Genomic DNA, 14,459 nt, shown 5'->3' with positions numbered 1-14,459 from the left:
GGCGGTAACGATACCGCAACGGGATGGCCAGGCTGAAGCCTCCATACCCGATATTCGGAACCAATAGCCCGCGGTCACAAGCGGGTCGATACGACTAGGGGAGAGACATGACGCTTCGTCCGACCATCCGTGCCATGCTGCTTTGCGCGACCAGCCTGACCATCGGCATCGCCGCCGCCCCTGCAATGGCGCAGGACGCGGCCCCCGTGGATCAGGATGCACCTGCGGACGATATTGTCGTGACCGGCTTCCGCGCCGCACTGGAAAACGCCGTCAACGCGAAGAAATCGCGAGATCAGGTGGTCGAATCGGTTTCCGCCGAAGACATCGCCCGCCTCCCCGACGCATCCATCGCTGAGTCGATCGCGCGCTTGCCAGGCCTCACGTCGCAGCGTGTCTCTGGCCGCTCGTCGGCGGTGTCGATCCGCGGTTTTGCGCCGGATTTCTCGACCACGTTGCTGAATGGCCGCGAACAGACCTCGACCGGTGACAACCGCGCCGTCGAATATGATCAGTACCCCTCTGAAGTCATCAATCAGGTGCTGGTCTACAAAACCGCGCAGTCGACCCTGATCGGGCAGGGGTTGTCGGGTACGGTTGACCTGCGGAGCATCCGCCCGCTTGACACCGGCAAGCGCGTGATCGCGGTTGGCGGGCGCGGCGTCTACACCGACATGGGCAAGCTGAATGCCGGGTCCAAGGAATATGGCTATCGTGTCTTCGGCACCTATGTCGACCAGTTCGCGAACGACACGATCGGCATCGCGCTGTCGGCAAATTATCTGGACGAACCATACCAGATTCAGGAATTTAATGCCTGGGGCTATGCCGGCGCGGCGCCCATCGACCCCGAAGCGGGTGTGATCGGCGGTTCGAAATCCTATGTCACCTCGACCAATCTGAAGCGGCTGGGCCTTCAGGGCACACTTCAGTACCGCGCGGCGCCCAATTACACGATCACGCTGGACGGCTTTTATTCCGACTTTGACGACCCGCAGATCAAGCGCGGTATCGAACTGCCGCTGGCGTTCGGCAATGCCACGCTGACGCAGGCGAATATCGAGGGTGGCTTCGTCACCTCTGGCACGTTCACCGGCGTGGAGGGGGTGATCCGCAACGACAGCTTCTCGCGCAAGGCAAAGCTCTATTCGTTCGGCCTAAACCAGAAATATGAAGGCGACAATGGCTGGAACGCGATGCTGGACATCAGCTATTCGCGCACCGACCGCAACGAAACGGTTATCGAAAGCTATGCCGGCACCGGGTACGGTGCCAATAACGGTGCGCGCGATACCATCGGCTTTACCAGCGGCACGACAGGCACGGTATTTTCCCCGACTCTCAACTATGCTGACCCCAGCCTGATCCTGCTGACCGATCCGCAGGGCTGGGGCGGAGCCAATATCCAGGCGGGCTATTTCAACGACCGCATCGTGAAGGACGAGATCCAGCAGTATCGCGTCGAGGTGGAAAAGGAGCTGGACGGCTTCCTCCGCTCGATCCAGTTCGGCCTGAACTATACCCGCCGCGAAAAGTCGCTGACTCCGGACGAAGCGCTGTTGGTGCTGGCAAGCGGTGCGCGCGAACAGGCGATCCCGTCGGAATATCTGCTGGGTGAAACGAACCTGTCCTATCTGGGGCTGGGGCCGATGCTGAGCTATGATCCGGCGGCAATGCTGGCGGGTGGCGTCTATAATCTGGTCGCCAACACCAGCCGCGACGTGCCGGCCAAGGCGTTTCGCATCAACGAAGATGTGATGACCGGCTATCTTCAGGCCAATGTCGATCAGGACATCGGCGCATCGGTGCTGACCGGAAATCTGGGCGTCCAGATCGTGTCGACGGTGCAAAAGTCTAATGGTTTTGTCGCGACCGACAGCGCGCTGACGCCGATCGTCGATGGCGACGATTATGTCGATGTGCTGCCAACGCTGAACCTGTCGCTGCGCCTGCCGAGCGATTTCGTTTTCCGCATCGGTGCCGCGCGCCAGATGCAGCGTCCGCGTCTGGACGACATGCGCGTCGCGCTCGCCTATGGCTTTGATGCTGGGCAAAACCGTTACAATGGCTCGACCGGGTCGCCGCGCCTTCGCCCGATCCGCGCCAATGCGTTTGACGTGACGGTGGAGAAATATTTCGGGACGCGCGGCTATCTGGCGCTTCAGGGTTTTTACAAGGATCTGAAGAGCTTCGTTTATAACACCGAAACGCTTTTCGACTTCTCGCCTTATCCCGCCCCGGCCGGTCAGGTCCCGCCGACCCCGATCGGCCTGCTTACCCGTCCGATCAACGGCGAGGGCGGCTCGATCTATGGCGCCGAACTGGCGGGCACCTTGCCACTGGGCGAGTTTGTCGGCGCGCTTGACGGCTTCGGCCTGACCGGTGGCGTCAGCTATACCGAGACCGAGATCCAGCCGACGCCGGGCGCCCCGGCAGAGGATATCCCCGGCTATTCAAAGTGGGTGGCCAACGGCACCGCCTATTTCGAGAAATGGGGCTTCAACGTGCGTGGATCGGTTCGTTACCGTTCCAGCTTTGTCGGTGAATTGTCGGGCTTTGCAGCCAACCGCGTTCGCCGGCGTGCGCGGGACGAAACGGTGATCGACGCGCAGGTCGGCTATGATTTCCAGCCCGGTTCGGCGCTGGAAGGCGTATCGATCTTCGTTCAGGGCCAGAACCTGACCGACGAGCCGTTCGTCACTGTCGACCCCCGCGACGAGCGCGCGATCATCGATTACCAGACCTATGGCCGCCGTTTCCTGGCCGGAGCGACGATCCGCTTCTGACGGCCATTATATCGATCGGCCCCGCAACGCTTTGGTCGCTGCGGGGCCATTCAAGGGGAAGGGCGCGAGGATGAGCGAGCAACCGCCGCGCACCATCGTCATCGCCGGGGGCGGGACCGCCGGCTGGATGACGGCCGCCGCCCTTTCGCGCTTTCTGGGCAAGGGCTGGCGGATCGAGCTGGTCGAGTCCGACGCGATCGGCACGGTCGGCGTGGGGGAGGCGACGATCCCGCAGATCCGGCTATTCAACGCCGGTCTTGGCATTGATGAAGCGGATTTCCTGCCGGCAACGCAGGGCACGATCAAGCTGGGCATCGCCTTTCAGGACTGGGTTCGACCCGGCCATCGTTACCTGCACGGCTTTGGCCAGGTCGGGCGGGCGCTGGGCCTGACGCCCTTTCACCATTTCTGGCTGCGTGCCCGCTCGGCTGGGCAGGCGAGGCCCTTTGGCGATTATTCGTTGAACAACATGGCCGCCGAGAGCGGGCGGTTTGCGCGGTTCGAGGCGCAGCCGCCGGTGCCGGACATGCCCTATGCTTATCATTTCGATGCCGCGCTCTATGCCGCGTATCTGCGGACCTATGCCGAGGCGCGTGGCGTGCAGCGGCATGAGGGGCGCATCCTGTCGGTCGAGCGGGCGTCGGACGGCAACATCGCGGCGTTGCGGCTGGACGGCGACCGCCGTGTCGCGGGCGCGCTGTTTATCGACTGCACGGGCTTTGGCGGGCTGCTGATCGGGGAGGCGCTGGGCGTTTCCTATATCGATTGGGGGCACTGGCTGCCGTGCGACCGCGCACTGGCGGTGCCATCGGCCATAAGCGGCGATCCGGCGCCCTATACCCAAGCGACGACGCGGGCGGCGGGGTGGCAATGGCGCATCCCCCTGCAACACCGCACGGGGAACGGGCTGGTCTATTCCAGCGCGCATCTGTCCGACGACGCGGCGGCGGCGATGCTGCTGAAGCATCTGGATGGAGAGGCGCTGAGCGATCCCCGGCCGCTGCGCTTTACCACGGGCAAGCGTGCATCCTTCTGGCATCGCAACTGCGTGGCCGTCGGGCTGGCCAGCGGGTTTCTGGAGCCACTGGAATCGACCAGCATCCACCTGATCCAGACGGCAATCGCGCGCATCCTGTCGTTCCTGCCGCAGGGCGCGATCGATGAGGCCGACCGCGCCGAATATAATCGGCTGACCCATGTCGAATATGACCGTATCCGCGATTTCCTGATCCTGCACTATCATGCCAACCAGCGTGTCGGCGAACCGCTGTGGGACGCGATGCGGGCGATGGTCCTGCCAGAGGAATTGGCGCGCAAGCTGGCACTGTGGCGTGCATCGGCCCGGATTTCGCGGCGCGATGAGGAGTTGTTCGCCGAACCCGGCTGGACGCAAGTGCTGATCGGTCAGGAAATGCTTCCCCAAGCCTGGCACCCGCTGGCCGACGAACCGTCCGACGCCGATCTCGACCAGTTTCTCAACACCGTCGCCGGAGTGGCAGCGCGCGCAAGTGCTGCCATGCCCGCGCATGGCGACTTCCTGCGCCGTCTGGGCGCGCATTCATCGAAGGTAAGCGTATGAAACGCCTGATCGCCGCCATGCTGCTGGCAACCGCTGCCCAACCCGCCATCGCGCAGGACAGTGCCGCGCTGCGGCAGCGCCTGCCCGCTGATGAGTTGATCTACTTTGTGCTGCCCGACCGGTTCGCCAATGCCGATCCGTCGAACGATCGGGGCGGGATTTCGGGCGACCGGCTGCGCCACGGTTACGATCCGGCGCACAAGGGCTTTTACCACGGCGGCGACCTGAAGGGGCTGACGGACAAGCTGGATTACATCCAGTCGATGGGCTTCACCGCGATCTGGCTGACACCGATCTTCAAGAACAAGGCGGTACAGGGCGCAGCGGGTCAGGAATCGTCGGGCTATCACGGTTACTGGATCACGGACTTTACCCGCGTCGATCCGCATCTGGGCAGCGACGCCGATTTCAAGGCGCTGGTCGACGCTGCCCATGCGCGCGGGATGAAGGTGTATATGGACATCATCGCCAACCACACGGCGGATGTCATTTCCTATGCCGAATGCGGGGCGGGCGAGTGCCCGTATCGCAGCCGCGCCGATTACCCCTATTCGACGCGCGGCGGGCCAGAGGGGCGTGCAGTCAATCGCGGTTTCGCCGGGGACGGTGTGCGTACGGCCGAAAACTTCGCGCGGCTGACCGATCCGAATTTCGCCTATTCGGTTCGCGTTGCGCCGGAGGAACGAAACATCAAGGTTCCCGCTTGGCTGAACGACCCGATCTATTATCACAATCGGGGCAACACGACCTTTCGCGGCGAAAGCTCGATGATGGGCGACTTTTCGGGTCTGGACGACCTGATGACTGAAAATCCCCGCGTGGTGTCGGGGATGATCGAGATTTTCGGTGACTGGATCGACCGTTACGGGATCGACGGCTATCGCATCGACACCGTGCGCCATGTCGAGCCCGAATTCTGGGCGGCGTTCGTGCCGGCGATGCTCGAACGTGCAAAGGCGCGCGGCATCCCCAATTTCCACATTTTCGGTGAGGCCGCGCATGGCGATATGGAACCGGGGCTGACCGCCCGGCACACCGTCGTCGACAAGCTGCCCGCGGTGCTCGACTTCCCCTTTGCCACCGCCGTCCAGCGCACCGTTGCGGGCGGGGCGGGGACCGAGGCGCTGGCGCGGCTGTTTGACGGCGATGCGCTTTATGCCGGGGGTGCCGATACCGCGCTGCAATTGCCGACGTTCATCGGCAATCACGATCAGGGTCGGTTCGCAGGCTTCGTCCGGCGCAGCTTTCCGGGGGCGAGCGGGGATGAAGTGACCGCACGCGTCGCCCTGGGCCATTCGATGCTGCTGATGCTGCGCGGCGTGCCAACGGTCTACTACGGCGACGAACAGGGCTTTTCGGGTGAGGATGGCGGCGACCAGTCCAGCCGGGAAGATATGTTCCCGACCCAGGTCGCCAGCTACCTCGACAATCGGCTGGTCGGCACCGCGCGGTCGCCGGGTGAGGATCATTTCCGCGACCATCCGCTGCGCGCGCATATCGCCGAACTAGCCAAGCTGCGTGCCGGTCACACCGCGCTGCGCCGCGGGCGGCAGGTGACGCGTGCTTATGGCGACGCGCCGGGTCTGTTCGCGGTAAGCCGCTTCGATCCCGATACGGGGCGCGAATATCTGATCGCGTTCAACACGTCGGCCGCACCCGTACGCGCCAATGTTCAGGTGGAGACGACCTCCATGCGTTTTGATCAACTGTTCGGCACGTGCTCCGCCCACGCCACCGCGCCAGGTTCGGTCGCGGTCGAGCTGGCGCCCTTTGCCACTATCGTCTGCGCGGCCGAGGGGGCGAAGTGAGCAGCGCACCGCTGATCGTACCCCAGTCCGCCGAACCGTGGTGGAAGGGGGCGGTGATCTACCAAATCTATCCGCGCAGCTTTGCCGATGCCAATGGCGATGGCGTTGGCGACTTGCCGGGTATCACGTCGCGCTTGCAGCATGTTGCCGATCTGGGCGTCGACGCGATCTGGATTTCGCCCTTCTTCACCTCCCCAATGCGCGATTTCGGGTATGACATCGCCGATTTCTGTGGCGTCGACCCGGTGTTCGGGACGTTGGCAGATTTCGATGCACTGGTCGCGCGCACGCATTCGCTGGGCCTGAAGGTGATGATCGATCAGGTCTATTCCCACTCGTCCGACCAGCACCCCTGGTTCGCGGAAAGCCGATCCAGCCGCAATAATCCGTGTGCCGACTGGTATGTCTGGGCCGATCCAAAGGCGGACGGCTCACCGCCCAGCAATTGGCAGTCGGTGTTCGGCGGCCCGGCATGGCAATGGGATGCGCGGCGCGGGCAATATTACCTGCACAACTTCCTGGTCGAGCAGCCCGATCTGAACCTCCACAATCCTGAAGTGCAGGAAGCCATTCTGGGCGTCGCGCGCTTTTGGCTGAACCGGGGTGTCGATGGGTTCCGGCTGGATGCCCTGAACTTTGCAATGCACGATCCCGAATTGCGCGACAATCCGCCGCTGCCGCCGTCCAACCGCCCCCGGTCGCGGCCGTTCGATTTTCAGGACAAGATCCATAACCAGAGCCACCCCGATATCCCTGCCTTTATCGAGCGACTGGCCGCCGAAATGCGATCGCACGGCGCGGTATTTTCGATGGCGGAGGTCGGGGGCGACCATTGGGCGCGCGAAATGGCGCTGTACACGCAAGGACCGGATCGGCTGGACAGCGCCTATGGCTTCAACTTCCTCTATGCCGAGCGCCTGACACCGGGGCTGGTGGCCGATGCGCTGTCGGTCTGGCCGGAGGGGGCGGGGCAAGGCTGGCCAAGCTGGGCGTTCGAAAATCACGATGCCCCGCGCGCGATCTCGCGCTGGGTCGCGCCCGAACACGCAGCGTCCTTCGCGCGGCTGAAGATGCTGCTGCTGCTCAGCCTGCGCGGAAATGCCATCCTGTATCAGGGGGAGGAGTTGGGCCTGACCCAGGTCGATATCCCGTTCGAGCGGCTGGTCGATCCCGAAGCGATCGCCAACTGGCCGATGACCCTGTCGCGCGACGGGGTCCGCACGCCGATGCCATGGGTAGGCGATGCCGCCGACCGCGCGTTCGGGTCGGTCGAGCCGTGGCTGCCGCATGGGCCGGATCACGGCGCGCTGGCGGTCGATGTGCAGACCGGTAATCCGGAATCGCTGTTGAACTGGACCCGGTCGCTGATCGCGCTGCGGCGGGCCGAACCCAGTCTTGCGCGCGGAGCGCTGACGATCCGCCGGGCCGAGGGCGATGTGCTGATCTTCGAACGGCGTGCGGAGGATGCCGCGCCACTGATCTGCGCGTTCAATCTGGGGCTGACGGACGTATCGATCGACCTGCCGCCGCATCATCATTTAGCGGCCACCGGCAAGGTCGAGCGCGATCGGCTTGGTCCCTATGCCGCCTTGGTCGCGCGGATCGTATGAGTGCGATGCCAGCCACGTTCGGGCGTCGCACGATGCTTGCCGGCATGGCTGCGCTGCCGGTTGCCGTCGCTGCGCGCACCAACACGCCCGGGCCCGTGCTGGATGAGCTGACCTTCGAGGCCGAAAGGCTGGGGCAGGTTCGGGTTTCGGTCTGGACGCCGCCGGATTATCGCCGTGGTCAGGGGCGCCACCGGGTGCTGTACATGCATGACGGGCAGAACCTGTTCGACCCGGCTGTCAGCGGGTATGGCAAGGTGTGGCATGTCGACCGGGCAGTGACCTCGCTGGCGCTCGGCCCGGAGGCCCCGATCGTCGTCGGCATCTGGAACCCGGTGGCGGCAAGATACCGCACCTATGTGCCCGCCGAACCATTCGCGCGGCTTTCGCCCGACATTCGCCGCGCGCTTGCGCCGCTGGTCGACGGGGCAGTGGTGTCGGATGCCTATCTCGACTTTGTGACCGGCCCATTGAAGCGCGCGATCGATACCCGCTATCGTACGCGTCCCGACGTCAGCAATACCGCGATCATGGGGTCGAGCATGGGGGGATTGATATCCCTTTATGCGATGGTCCGGCATCGTGATGTCTTCGGCAGCGCAGCGTGCCTGTCGACGCACTGGCCATTGTTCGTGCCGGGGCCGGCCGAAGATGCGCCTTATCAAGCGGCGGTCATCGACAATTGGCGATCCTGGCTCGGCGACCGGCTGGGGCCACCGGCGGGGCGGCGCATTTGGTTCGACCACGGTACTGAAACGCTTGACCGGCTTTATCGGCCCTATCAGGCAGCAGTCGATAAATTGCTGCCGTCACTTGGCTGGAAGCAAGGCCGAGACTTTGAAAGCCGTGCCTATCCCGGCGCTCCGCACGAAGAAAACGCCTGGGCCGCTAGGCTCGGCGACCCGTTGCGCTGGTTGTATGGGCAACCAGGCGGGGTCTGATGCATTGGGGGTGGCGTATCCCCATTGCACAGGATGAACGATGATCGAGCTGAATGACGGCCACCGCATGCCCGCGCTGGGTTTCGGGACATGGCAGATCGCAGACGCCACTGCCGCGCTGATCGTGCGCAAGGCGGTCGATATGGGCTATCGCCTGATCGACACCGCCGCCATCTATCACAACGAGCGCGGCGTGGGTGAGGGCTTGTCGGCGGTGGAGGACGTGTTTCTGACGACCAAGCTGTGGAACGACCGTCAGGGCGAGGCGGCGGCGGCGCTGGACGAAAGCCTGGCGCTGTTGGGCCGGGATTCCGTCGATCTGTATCTGATCCACTGGCCCGTGCCGCAGAACGATCAGTATCTCGACGCGTGGAAGCAACTGATCGAGTTGCGGGAAGCGGGCAAGGTCAAGTCGATCGGCGTTTCGAACTTCCTGCCCGAACATCTGGAACGCATCATCGACGCGACCGGCGTGGTGCCTGCGGTCAACCAGATCGAGCTTCACCCCCATTTCCAGCAGGGGGAAGCCCGCGCCTTTCACGCCGAACGCGGCATCGTCACGCAAAGCTGGAGCCCGCTGGGGCAAGGCGCGACGATGAAGGATCCGCGCATCGTTGCCATTGCGGAGAAACACGGGGTCAGCGCGGCGCAGGTCATCCTCGCCTGGCATCTTGCGCTGGGCCTGTCGGTCATCCCCAAGGCGTCGGACGAGGGGCATGCGCGCGACAATCTGGCAGCCACGAACGTCACGCTTGATGATGCCGACATGCAGGCGATCGCAGCGATGGATGAACCGGATGGTCGGATCGGGGGCGACCCGCGGAGTTTTGGGGGTTAGATCACACCCATGTCGCTGCGGTAATGGTGCCAGGTGAAGATGGCGGCCGCGCCCCGGTGCGGTCGCCACGCCTCTGCGATTTCGCGCGTCGCTGCTTCGGACGGGCGTTCGGGCAGGTCCATGATGCGCCCCACCTCGATCTGGACGGCCAGGTCGCCTGCCGGCCAGATGTCGCGGCGGCCTTCCGCGAACAGCAGGTAGATTTCCGCCGACCAGCGGCCAATCCCCTTGACCTTGACCAGTTCGGCCACCGCCGCTTCATCGTCGGCGGGCAGGTTGGAGAGGTCGAGTTCGCCCGCCTGCACCAGTCCCGCCAGGCTACGGGCATAGCCCATTTTCTGACGAGACAGCCCGGCGGCGCGGAGCGTCTCGTCGCTGGCGGCCACCCATGCGGCAGTGTCAGAAGCATCGCCCAGCGTCGCTTCAAGCCGCTGCCACACGGCGTCGGCAGCCTTGTAACTGACCTGCTGGCCAACGATGGTCCGCAGCAGCGTGACCACGCCCCGGTCGCGGATGCGCGGTTCGGGATAGCCGACGCGCCCGATCGCCGCGGCAATGGCCGGTTCGACCGCGGCCAGCGCAACCAGGTCTTCGCGCAACTGTTCCGCGCTCAATCCCATTAACCGTCCCTTGAAAGTCGCGCCCCGGCGCGGCATTTGCCGCCCGATTGCAGGAGAAACCAATGCCCCAGCTTATCGTCGTTACCCGTGATGGAGAAGAGCGCGCCGTCGAGGGCGAAGTGGGGCTGTCGGTCATGGAAGTGATCCGCGACAACGGCTTTGACGAATTGCTGGCGCTGTGCGGCGGGTGCTGTTCGTGCGCGACTTGTCATGTGCATGTCGACCCGGCCTTTGCGGACCGCCTGCCGGCCATGAGCGAGGATGAGGACGACCTTCTGGATTCATCGTCCGACCGCGATGAAACGTCGCGGCTGTCGTGTCAGATCCAGTTCACTGCCGCGCTGGACGGACTGCGCGTCCGGATCGCCGAAGAGGATTGATGCCGCACGCGCCGGTCGTCGATCAGCCGACCGGCGCCACGCGCAGGACGGCCATCGGAGCGTCCTTTGTCACGGGCGTGATGTCCCAGACGATGCTGTGCCGCGCGCCCTGTGTCGTCGCGCCGTCCTCGTTATTCTGGCTGACGATTTCCGCGTTGGTGGTCAGCGTGAAGGTGCCACGCCGGCGCTCCGCCGCGTTTTCAGTACCCGGCGCGCCCGCTGCCGATGTTTCGCCAAAAGCGGGCGCCTTGATCCGCACCGTGCCGGACCCGCGCAGCTCGGCGGTCAGAAACGGGAAAAGGATCTCGGCATCGGGGTTATAGGGCCAGATGAAGTTATGGGTGAGCCGACCCCGGATGGCATAGTCGATCTGGAACAGGCCATCGCCCTTATATTCCACCTGTCGATAGCCCGCTTCCTTGCCCAGCAGATCCGCCAGCGCGCGCAGGCGTTCGTCGCGCGTGGCATCGTCCGGCGCCTCGGCCGCCTGTCGTGCCGCGATGTGAAGCGCGGTCGCCTCGGAATCGCTGTCCTCGCCGGCGTCCTTCATACCGCGCGCGAATTCGTCCCCCAGATCGAGGGCGACGATCTCCCCCTGATAGGCGAAGGCGAAGCTGCGGTCGGCGGCGATGTCGAGCGTGGCGGTAAAGCGGCCCGGCACCACCACGCAGCCAATCAGAAACAGCGGCGCAAGCAGCGCCAGCACCATGCCGCGAATTCGTGCGCCCACCACCGTTTCTCCCCCGGACGGGGCGACGCTATCCCTGGGTCGCGACCGCGTAAAGCGCGATTGCCGCAGCGTTCGACACGTTCAGGCTTTCGACGCGCGGGCTGATCGGCAGCCGGGCCAGCACGTCGCAATGCGCGGCAGTGTTCTGACGCATCCCTTCGCCCTCCGCGCCCAGCACCAGCGCAATGCGCCCGCCGCCCAGCGCCTCGTTCAGCGGTGTCTGGGTGTGGCCGGTCAGGCCGACACGCCAGAAGCCGGCTTCCGCCACTTCGTCAAGCGCGCGGGCCAGATTGACGACGCGCACCCACGGCACGATTTCCAGCGCGCCCGACGCCGCCTTGGCCAGCGCACCGCTTTCCGGCGGGGCGTGCCGGTCCTGGGTGATGATCGCCAGCGCATCGAACGCTGCCGCCGAACGCAGCACCGCGCCGACATTGTGCGGATCGGTGACCTGATCCAGCACCACGACAGGGCGGCGATCATCGGCCCCGCGTTCCAGCACTTCGCCCAGCCACAGATCGTCCAGCGGATCGACCTCGATCACCAGCCCCTGATGCGGGGCGTCGGACGGCACCAGCCGCCCCAGATCGGCAACGTCGGCATAGGTGATGGGCAGGACGGGCGGCAGGTCGAGATTGGCCAGCGCCTCCCGTGTGCCCCACATCTTGCGGACCTGACGGTCGGGGTTGGCGAGCGCTGCCAGCACGGCATGGCGCCCCCAGAAACGGGGGCGGTTGCCAGCGGCTTGGGAAGGGCGATGTCCGCGTCGGGCCATGATCGTTTCGTTTACTCGGCGTTGGGGTCGGGGGTCTGGAACGGATCGGTCGGCAGCGGCTGGCGCGGCACGGGATTGCGCGGCAGCGGCTGTTCGGCATTCGCGGCCTTCAGCAGCATCCACGCCAGCACCATCGCACCCTGCCGCATGTCCGGCCCCTTCAGATGGTCGAAGGTGTCGGCGCCCGAATGGTGCGTGACGCTGGAATAGTCCAGAGGGTCCTGAATGAATTGGAAGGCCGGCAGACCGACCGCCGCCATGAACTGGTGATCGGTGCCGCCGGTACGCCCGAACACGACATTGCCCGCGCCCATCGGCGCAAAGGGCGACAGCCATTCGCGCAGGATCGGCATCGCGGCCGAGTTATTTTCGGCATAGATGCCGCGCAGCTTCCCCGAACCGTTGTCGATGTTGAAATAGGCGGCAAGGTCGCGATAGCCCGCCAGCGGCGTCACCGGGAAGCGTTCGGTCTGCCCGTAATAATTCTGGTTTGAATTCTGGGGCGCAGCGGGCGCGGGGCGCCGGGCCAGATATTTCTCGATATAGGCGATGCTGCCGTAGAGCGACTGTTCTTCCCCGTTCCACAGAGCGAAGCGGATCGTCCGCTTTGGCCGGACGCCCATCGCCTTTAGGATGCGGGCGGCTTCCATAACCATGGCCGAACCGGCGGCATTGTCGGTAGCGCCATCGCCCGCGACCCAACTGTCGAAATGCGCGCCCGCCATGACATAGCCCGCCTTGGCGTCGGTGCCGGGAATATCGGCGAGGATGTTATAGGCCTGGCTGTCGCTGTCGTCGAATTTCACGTCGCTCAGGATTTCCAGCGTCGGCGCCGGTCCCATCGCGGCCAGCCGGGTCAGGCGGCGATAATCCTCGGCGGCGATTTCCACGCCTGGCAGCGACGCGCCCGTGCGGTGCATATAGCCCTCACCATGCAGCAGCTTGTTGTCGCGATAGGAAATGCGAGCAAATGCCAGCGCCGCTTCGGCCTTGAGGAACGCGTCCAGATCCTCCTCGAACGTCAGTCGCGGCTCGCGCGTCCTGATCCGCTGGGGGTCGAAGGTCGGTTCGCGGAACGTGTCAAGCTTGCCGATATCCTCCCCCGACAGCCGCTTGAACGCGGCGTCGGCCGGTTCGTCCGCGCTGCCGGGCGGCGATACCAGCACGATCTTGCCCGCCAGCTTGCCGCGCCATGCGGCGAAATGCTCACGCTTGGTCATGGGCGCGACGACGATCGGCGCGCTGACCATGCCATCAGTCGGCGGGGTCCATGCGATGGGAATGGCGGTCAGCTGGATGGGGCGGGGCGTGACCATTCGCACGCTGGACCGCTCGATCGACCAGCCGCGACCGAACTCGAACCCTTCCTTACGCGCGTTCGAAAGCCCCATGTCTCGGAATTTCGCGACGGCCCAATCCTCTGCCTGGCGCATTGCGGGCGAGTTGGTCAGGCGCGGGCCGATCACGTCGGTCATGTGCTGCGCCAGCGTCATCACCTGGCTTTGATTCGTCGCTTCATCCACGATCCGGGCAAATTCCGGGGCGGGTGCCTGCTGGGCAGCGAGCGGAGTGGCGACGAGCGCCGTGGCGGCGAGCAGATGGATAAGGCGCATGGTGCCGGAAATTCCCCCCGGATGACAAAATGGTTTCGCGCGTTGCTATTGTGTGAAGACTAATCGTGCAACGGCGTTGACAAGCCCGATCCGCTGAGGCTAGGGGGCGCCCTCGCTTTTCGAAGCGGCCCCATGGAAGGGTGGCCGAGTGGTTAAAGGCAGCAGACTGTAAATCTGCCCGCGTGAGCGTACACTGGTTCGAATCCAGTCCCTTCCACCATCACCTGCGGACGCTCCCGCCCGAAATGTCTTTCCGTTTCCGCCTTGCGAACCGCGACGACATTCCCACGCTTCATGCTCTGGTCGAAAGCGCCTATCGCGGCGACGCCGCGCGTGCCGGGTGGACGCATGAGGCGGACCTGCTCGACGGGCAGCGGACCGATCTGCAAGCACTTTCCGAAATGCTGGCCGACGCCGATCAGCGCATCGTCATTGCCATGGGCGACGATCGCATGGCGGGTTGCGTGTCGGTCCAGCGGAAGCCGCCGGCGTCCGCCTATCTTGGGATGCTGACCGTCCGGCCCGACCTGCAGGCGCAGGGACTGGGGCGGCAGTTAATGGCTGAGGCGGAGGCGTTGGCGCGGACAGCCTTTGAGGCGGCGATCATCGAAATGACGGTGATTCGCCAGCGCCCCGAATTGATCGCTTACTATGAACGGCGCGGTTATGCGCGCACCGGCGAAGCGCGACCCTTTCCGCACGGCGATGTGCGCTTTGGCGTGCCGCGAACGCGCGAGCTGGAATTTGTGGTGCTGGCGAAAAGCATCGGCTGATGCTGGCGC

The 14,459-nt window shown here is 64.7% G+C and carries 12 protein-coding genes and 1 tRNA gene; 9 read left to right on the top strand and 4 right to left on the bottom strand.

Annotated features, from left to right (window positions below):
- Window positions 1-107 precede the first annotated feature (107 nt).
- The 6 genes from ACAX61_RS00960 to ACAX61_RS00935 all read left to right on the top strand — a co-directional run bounded on the left by ACAX61_RS00960 (window position 108) and on the right by ACAX61_RS00935 (window position 9,559).
- Entirely contained in the window at window positions 108-2,786 is a 2,679-nt protein-coding gene (locus ACAX61_RS00960) for a TonB-dependent receptor (RefSeq protein ID WP_370712960.1), read from the top strand.
- 70 nt (window positions 2,787-2,856) lie between these two features.
- A complete protein-coding gene (locus ACAX61_RS00955; protein WP_370712959.1) occupies window positions 2,857-4,365 on the top strand; it encodes a tryptophan halogenase family protein in 1,509 nt (502 codons plus the stop codon).
- Window positions 4,362-6,173 (top strand): alpha-amylase family glycosyl hydrolase, encoded by a 1,812-nt coding sequence (locus ACAX61_RS00950; protein WP_370712958.1) that lies wholly within the window; start codon window positions 4,362-4,364, stop codon window positions 6,171-6,173. Before ACAX61_RS00955 ends, ACAX61_RS00950 begins: the two co-directional genes overlap by 4 nt.
- Window positions 6,170-7,783 (top strand): alpha-amylase family glycosyl hydrolase, encoded by a 1,614-nt coding sequence (locus ACAX61_RS00945; RefSeq protein WP_370712957.1) that lies wholly within the window; start codon window positions 6,170-6,172, stop codon window positions 7,781-7,783. The genes ACAX61_RS00950 and ACAX61_RS00945 overlap by 4 nt, the downstream gene beginning before the upstream one ends.
- Window positions 7,784-7,827: 44 nt before the next feature.
- Window positions 7,828-8,721, top strand: coding sequence for an alpha/beta hydrolase (locus tag ACAX61_RS00940; protein ID WP_370712956.1), 894 nt, complete (start codon window positions 7,828-7,830; stop codon window positions 8,719-8,721).
- 40 nt (window positions 8,722-8,761) lie between these two features.
- Window positions 8,762-9,559, top strand: coding sequence for an aldo/keto reductase (locus ACAX61_RS00935; RefSeq protein ID WP_370712955.1), 798 nt, complete (start codon window positions 8,762-8,764; stop codon window positions 9,557-9,559).
- Here the strand turns inward: ACAX61_RS00935 and ACAX61_RS00930 are convergent.
- Window positions 9,556-10,179 (bottom strand): DNA-3-methyladenine glycosylase family protein, encoded by a 624-nt coding sequence (locus tag ACAX61_RS00930; RefSeq protein WP_370712954.1) that lies wholly within the window; start codon window positions 10,177-10,179, stop codon window positions 9,556-9,558. The two genes, ACAX61_RS00935 and ACAX61_RS00930, sit on opposite strands and share 4 nt — an antisense overlap.
- Before the next feature lie 62 nt (window positions 10,180-10,241).
- On the opposite strand from ACAX61_RS00930, the gene ACAX61_RS00925 reads away from it, so the two are divergent.
- On the top strand, window positions 10,242-10,559 hold the full coding sequence (locus tag ACAX61_RS00925; RefSeq protein ID WP_370712953.1) for a 2Fe-2S iron-sulfur cluster-binding protein: 318 nt from the start codon (window positions 10,242-10,244) through the stop codon (window positions 10,557-10,559).
- A 22-nt stretch (window positions 10,560-10,581) separates the two neighbouring features.
- Here ACAX61_RS00925 and ACAX61_RS00920 read toward each other — a convergent pair whose 3' ends face one another.
- From ACAX61_RS00920 to ACAX61_RS00910, 3 genes are read right to left on the bottom strand one after another with little or no spacing between them, the layout of a single operon-like run.
- On the bottom strand, window positions 10,582-11,289 hold the full coding sequence (locus ACAX61_RS00920) for a hypothetical protein (protein ID WP_370712952.1): 708 nt from the start codon (window positions 11,287-11,289) through the stop codon (window positions 10,582-10,584).
- 28 nt (window positions 11,290-11,317) lie between these two features.
- Entirely contained in the window at window positions 11,318-12,064 is a 747-nt protein-coding gene (locus ACAX61_RS00915) for a TrmH family RNA methyltransferase (RefSeq protein ID WP_370712951.1), read from the bottom strand.
- A gap of 11 nt (window positions 12,065-12,075) precedes the next feature.
- Window positions 12,076-13,677 carry a M20/M25/M40 family metallo-hydrolase gene (locus ACAX61_RS00910; RefSeq protein ID WP_370712950.1) on the bottom strand — a complete coding sequence of 534 codons (1,602 nt, stop codon included), beginning with the start codon at window positions 13,675-13,677 and terminating at the stop codon, window positions 12,076-12,078.
- Between the two features lie 134 nt (window positions 13,678-13,811).
- Between ACAX61_RS00910 and ACAX61_RS00905 the strand changes: the two genes are divergently transcribed.
- Both ACAX61_RS00905 and ACAX61_RS00900 read left to right on the top strand, forming a co-directional pair.
- Window positions 13,812-13,897, top strand: a tRNA-Tyr gene (locus ACAX61_RS00905).
- The gene (locus ACAX61_RS00900) at window positions 13,860-14,450 is read left to right on the top strand and encodes a GNAT family N-acetyltransferase (RefSeq protein ID WP_370712949.1); all 591 of its coding nucleotides are present in this window, start codon (window positions 13,860-13,862) and stop codon (window positions 14,448-14,450) included. The genes ACAX61_RS00905 and ACAX61_RS00900 overlap by 38 nt, the downstream gene beginning before the upstream one ends.
- Window positions 14,451-14,459 lie beyond the last annotated feature (9 nt).

The organism is Sphingomonas sp. IW22 (genome assembly GCF_041321155.1).
Lineage (GTDB): Bacteria > Pseudomonadota > Alphaproteobacteria > Sphingomonadales > Sphingomonadaceae > Sphingomonas.
Note: the sequence above shows the minus strand (reverse complement) of the source record. Positions and strands in the feature narration are given on the sequence as shown.